Raw genomic sequence first — 5,224 nt, 5'->3', positions numbered from 1 at the left:
GCCAGCTACCGCGCCGGCGCGCACATGGCCGTGGCCATGGCGGTGGAACGCATGCCGGCGCAGGCGCGCCGAGTGGCGGCGGTGGCCGTGCAGATCCTGATGGCGGTGGTCGCGCTGTTCATGATCGTCAAGGGCTTCAAGCTGTGCGCCAACACCTGGAACCAGTACCTGGGTGAGATTCCTTCCCTGCGAGTGGGTATTTCCTACTTGCCCATCCCGCTCGGCGGCATCGTGACCCTGGTGTTCATCCTGGAAAAGCTCTTCCTGGGTGACCAGAGCCACCGCGCCGTGATGCGGTTCGACGTCGTAGAAGCCAGTGAAGGTGCTGCGTAAATGGATGCTCTCATACTGTTGGGCAGCTTCATCGCCCTGATCCTGGTGGGGATGCCGGTGGCCTATGCGCTGGGCCTGTCGGCCTTGATCGGGGCCTGGTGGATCGAGATTCCGGCCGACGCGCTGATGATCCAGATCGCCGGTGGGGTCAACAAGTTCTCGTTGCTGGCCATTCCGTTCTTCGTGCTCGCCGGCGCGATCATGGCCGAGGGCGGCATGTCGCGACGGCTGGTGGCCTTCGCCGGCGTGCTGGTGGGGTTCGTGCGCGGTGGACTGTCGCTGGTCAACATCGTCGCCTCGACCTTTTTCGGCGCCATCTCCGGCTCGTCCGTGGCCGACACCGCCTCGGTGGGTTCGGTGCTGATTCCGGAAATGGAGCGTGCAGGTTATCCACGCGATTTCTCCACGGCGGTGACGGTCAGCGGCTCGGTACAGGCTCTGCTCACGCCGCCCAGCCACAACTCGGTGCTGTACTCCCTGGCCGCGGGTGGCTCGGTGTCGATCGCCTCGCTGTTCATGGCCGGGGTCATGCCGGGGCTGTTGCTCAGCGCGGTGATGATGGGCCTGTGCATGATCTTTGCGCGCAAGCGCAATTATCCCAAGGGCGAAGTGATCCCGATGCGCCAAGCGCTGAAGATCGCCGGTGAAGCGCTGTGGGGGCTGATGGCGCTGGTGATCATTCTCGGCGGTATCCTGTCGGGCGTATTCACCGCGACCGAGTCGGCGGCCATCGCCGTGCTGTGGTCGTTCTTCGTGACCATGTTCATCTACCGCGACTACAAATGGCGCGATCTGCCCAAGCTGATGCATCGGGCAGCTCGGACCATTTCCATCGTGATGATTCTGATCGGTTTCGCGGCCAGCTTCGGCTACATCCTGACGCTGATGGAAATCCCGATGAAGATCACCACGGCGTTCCTGACCCTGTCGGACAACCGCTACGTGGTGCTGATGTGCATCAACGTGATGCTGTTGATGCTCGGCACGATCATGGACATGGCGCCGCTGATTCTGATCCTGACGCCGATCCTGCTGCCCGTGGTCGTCAGCGTGGGCGTGGATCCGGTGCATTTCGGCATGATCATGCTGGTCAACCTGGGCATCGGCTTGATCACACCACCGGTGGGCGCGGTGCTGTTCGTCGGTGCGGCGATCGGCAAGGTGACCATCGAGGCCACGGTGAAGGCGTTGCTGCCGTTCTACCTGGCGCTGTTCCTGGTGTTGATGATGGTGACCTACATCCCTGCCATCTCGCTGTGGCTGCCGAGCGTGGTGTTGTAAATCCGATTGCCGCGGTGTGTGCGACACACCGCAGCAGTCCGTCACGCCAAAATCCCTGTAGCAGCGGCGCAAGCCGCGTCGGCGATACATGCGGTCAAGCTGTCACACCGCGGCTAATTCGGACGCGGCTTGCGCCACTGCTACAGGGGTAATGCGCGGGGTGTAAAGGATGGGGCGGTGTTGGGCTGCCAATCGGCACTCCCAACGCCAGGCGTCGCGCAACATGTCGTCCAGGGTGCGTCGGGCCTGCCAGCCCAGTTCACGGCGCGCCTTGTCCGGATCGGCCCAGCACTGGGCAACATCGCCCGCACGCCGGGGCTCGAACACGAGCGGCACAGACACCCCGCACGTGCGCGTGAATGCATCGACCACCTGCAACACCGAATAGCCCTGCCCCGTCCCCAGGTTCCAGACCTGCACCCCGCTGCCCCCCATCAAGGCCTGCAAGGCCAGCCAGTGCCCCTCGGCCAAATCCATGACGTGCACGTAGTCACGCACCCCGGTGCCATCCACCGTGGCGTAGTCGTTGCCATACACGTGGAGCACGTCCCGCTGCCCGCTGGCCACCTGCAGCAGATAAGGCAGCAGGTTGTTGGGTACCTGCGCAGGCGCTTCGCCCAACTCACCGGAATCGTGCGCACCGATGGGGTTGAAATAGCGCAGCAGCCCGACCGACCAGCGCGCATCGGAAGCGGCCAGGCTGGTCATGACGTTCTCGGCCATCAGTTTGGAAAAACCGTAGGGGTTGGTCGGCAGCCCGGTCGCACAGCGTTCGTCGATGGGCATCCGCGGACTGTCGCCATAGACCGTCGCCGACGAACTGAAAATGAGGGTAAAGACCCCAGCGGTCGCCATGGCCTGACACAGCGTGATGCTGCCGCCGACATTGCTGTCGTAGTAGCGCAACGGTTCGCGGACGCTTTCGCCGACCGCCTTCAACCCCGCACAGTGAATCACCGCGGTAATGGGAAAGTCGGCGAACAGCGCGTCCAGCTGCGCCCGATTACGCACGTCGCCAAAGACGAAGCGTGCCCGCCGTCCGCCCAGCCTGGCGATGCGTTCCAGGCTGGTGCGCGAGCTGTTGCACAGGTTATCGAGAATGACCACCGTCTGCCCGTGGCCCAACAACTGCAAAACGACCTGCGCGCCGATATAACCCGTACCGCCTGTGACCAGAATCATCGTCGTCGCTCCCGGCGCCCGCAGGCACACTGGTCAAGATCAAGGGATAGCACCTGCGTGATACGACGACGGGATCAGGCCTATGAAGCTATGCCCTCGGGCCCTCCATGGAGTTCCCATGCAGTGCCGGACGGTCGCTTGGGGAAAGTTGAACGAGCGCAGCTTCGGCAGCGTCCAAACCTTGCCAATGCACAGATCATGACCTTCCCCACCGGGTCTGTTCATTGCCGCGCACAATCCATACGGGTGGCGTCGAAGCTCAGTCCCCGCTGACTTCAGTCCCGATTCAGGCTCTGAAACAAGGACACCCCCATGAACGATGTGGCGCCCAACGGCTCTACCCCCACTGCTCATTCCCGCGCCCTGCGCGATCCTGCGCCCACCCGCCGGCCGCTCATGCTGTGTCTGTCCCATCTGCGCTGGGGCTTCGTCTACCAGCGCCCACAGCACGTCATGTCACGCCTGGCGCAAGGCTATGACGTGCTGTTCTTCGAAGAGCCAGTGTTCGCTGATCACGTCGAGCCGCAGTTGCTGACCAGCCAGCCCACCCAGAGCGTGACCGTGCTGGTCCCGCAATTGCCTGCCGGTGTGCCCCACGAACGGGTTATCGCCTTGCAACGCGAACTGCTCGATGCCTACCTGGCCGAGCATCGACACGATGAATTGCTGCTGTGGTACCTGACGCCGATGAGCCTGGCGTTCACCGACCACCTGCAGGCCCAGGTGACGATCTTCGATTGCATGGACGAGCTGTCGGCGTTCATGGGCGCGCCACCGGAGCTCATTGAAAGGGAACGTCAACTACTGGCGCGTGCCGACGTGGTGTTCAGCGGCGGGCACAGCCTGTGGGAGGCCAAGCGCCACCAACACGCCAACGCCCACGCCATGCCCAGCAGCGTCGACATCGCCCATTTTGCCCAGGCCCGAAAACTGCTCCCCGATCCCGCCGACCAGACGGCGATCGGCCATCCGCGGCTGGGCTTTTTCGGGGTGATCGACGAGCGCTTCGACATCCAGCTGGTCGATGAACTGGCCCGACAGCGGCCGCAGTGGCAGATCGTGCTGATCGGCCCGGTGGTCAAGATCGACCCGCAGACCCTGCCGCGACGCGCCAACATTCACTACCTGGGCGGCAAGCAGTACAGCGACTTGCCCCAGTATCTGGCCGGTTGGGAAGTCGCGTTGATGCCCTTCGCCATCAACGCCTCGACACGCTTCATCAGTCCAACCAAGACCCCCGAATACCTCGCCGGTGGACGCCCGGTGGTGTCCACGCCGATCGCCGACGTGATCAACGATTACGGTGACAGCGGGGTCGTGACCATTGCCCAGACACCGGCTGCCTTCATCGCCGCGGTAGAACATGCCCTGGGCGCCGAGGCACGCGACAGCGTGCTGGCCCAGGCCGATGCAGCATTGAACGGCATGTCGTGGGACAAAACCTGCGCGGCCATGAAGGAGCAGATCGAATGCCTCAGGTAAACCTCGAAAGCGCCAGCCGCGGCCCGTCCGCCCATGGCGACGGCCGTCCCTACGACTATGTAGTCGTGGGCGCCGGCTTTGCCGGCAGCGTCATTGCCGAGCGCCTGGCCGAAGGGCTTGGCCTGAACGTGCTGGTGATCGACCGCCGTGAGCACATCGGCGGCAATGCCTACGACCATCTGGATGCAGCCGGCGTGATGGTCCACCGCTATGGCCCGCATATCTTTCACACCAATGCCCAGCGCATCGTCGACTACCTGTCGCGCTTCACCCAGTGGCGCCCCTACGAGCACCGAGTGCTGGCACAGGTCGACGATCATCTGGTGCCGATTCCGATCAACCTCACGACCCTCAACACGCTGTTCGGCCTGCAGATGGATGAGGCTCAGGCCGAACGCTTTCTAGCCGAGCGCGCACAGCCGGTGGAGTGCATCCGCACCTCCGAGGACGTGGTGATCAATCAGATCGGCCAAGAGCTTTACCAGAAGTTCTTCCAGGGCTACACCCGCAAGCAATGGGGCCTGGACCCGTCGCAGCTGGACAAGTCGGTGACCTCGCGCATCCCCACGCGCACCAACGAGGATGACCGCTACTTCACCGACAGCTTCCAGGCCATGCCGCTGGACGGTTACACCCGCATGTTCGAGAACATGCTCGACCACCCGCGTATCGACGTGCTGCTGGACACCGATTTCGCCCAGGTTCGCGAGCAGCTGTCCTACGCCCAGCTGATCTACTGCGGCCCGGTGGATGAGTATTTCGGCTTCCGTCTGGGCCGCCTGCCCTACCGTTCGCTGCGCTTCGAGCACAAGACGTTGCAGCAACCCCAGCTGCAAGCGGTGGCCGTGGTCAATTACCCGGACGAAGCGGTGCCCTACACACGGATCACCGAATACAAGCACCTGACCGGGCAGCAACACCCGCAGACCAGCATCACCTACGAGTA

At 63.5% G+C, this 5,224-nt stretch carries 5 protein-coding genes; 4 read left to right on the top strand and 1 reads right to left on the bottom strand.

All coding sequences use genetic code 11. The annotated features are described in order from the left end of the window. Positions 1 to 333, top strand: a 333-nt coding sequence (locus B2V21_RS07585) for a TRAP transporter small permease subunit (protein ID WP_286916500.1), incomplete at its 5' end; no start/stop codon positions are given. Then, positions 334 to 1,614, top strand: coding sequence for a TRAP transporter large permease (locus B2V21_RS07580; protein ID WP_049859016.1), 1,281 nt, complete (start codon positions 334 to 336; stop codon positions 1,612 to 1,614). Between the two features lie 102 nt (positions 1,615 to 1,716). On the opposite strand, the gene galE is transcribed toward B2V21_RS07580, so the two are convergent. Beyond that, positions 1,717 to 2,796 carry a UDP-glucose 4-epimerase GalE gene (galE, locus tag B2V21_RS07575; RefSeq protein ID WP_286916499.1) on the bottom strand — a complete coding sequence of 360 codons (1,080 nt, stop codon included), beginning with the start codon at positions 2,794 to 2,796 and terminating at the stop codon, positions 1,717 to 1,719. A 312-nt stretch (positions 2,797 to 3,108) separates the two neighbouring features. Here galE and B2V21_RS07570 point away from each other — a divergent pair, with 312 nt between their 5' ends. Further along, complete coding sequence (locus tag B2V21_RS07570; RefSeq protein ID WP_286916498.1) at positions 3,109 to 4,278, top strand: glycosyltransferase family 1 protein; 1,170 nt, start codon at positions 3,109 to 3,111, stop codon at positions 4,276 to 4,278. Beyond that, positions 4,266 to 5,224: UDP-galactopyranose mutase (gene glf, locus B2V21_RS07565; protein WP_286916497.1), on the top strand; the 959-nt coding region annotated here is incomplete at its 3' end. The genes B2V21_RS07570 and glf, both read left to right, overlap by 13 nt.

The sequence above is a fragment of the Pseudomonas sp. UBA6276 genome, from assembly GCF_002438365.1.
In the GTDB taxonomy this organism is placed as follows: Bacteria; Pseudomonadota; Gammaproteobacteria; order Pseudomonadales; family Pseudomonadaceae; genus Aquipseudomonas; species Aquipseudomonas coleopterorum.
This window is presented reverse-complemented; position numbering and strand designations above follow the sequence as displayed.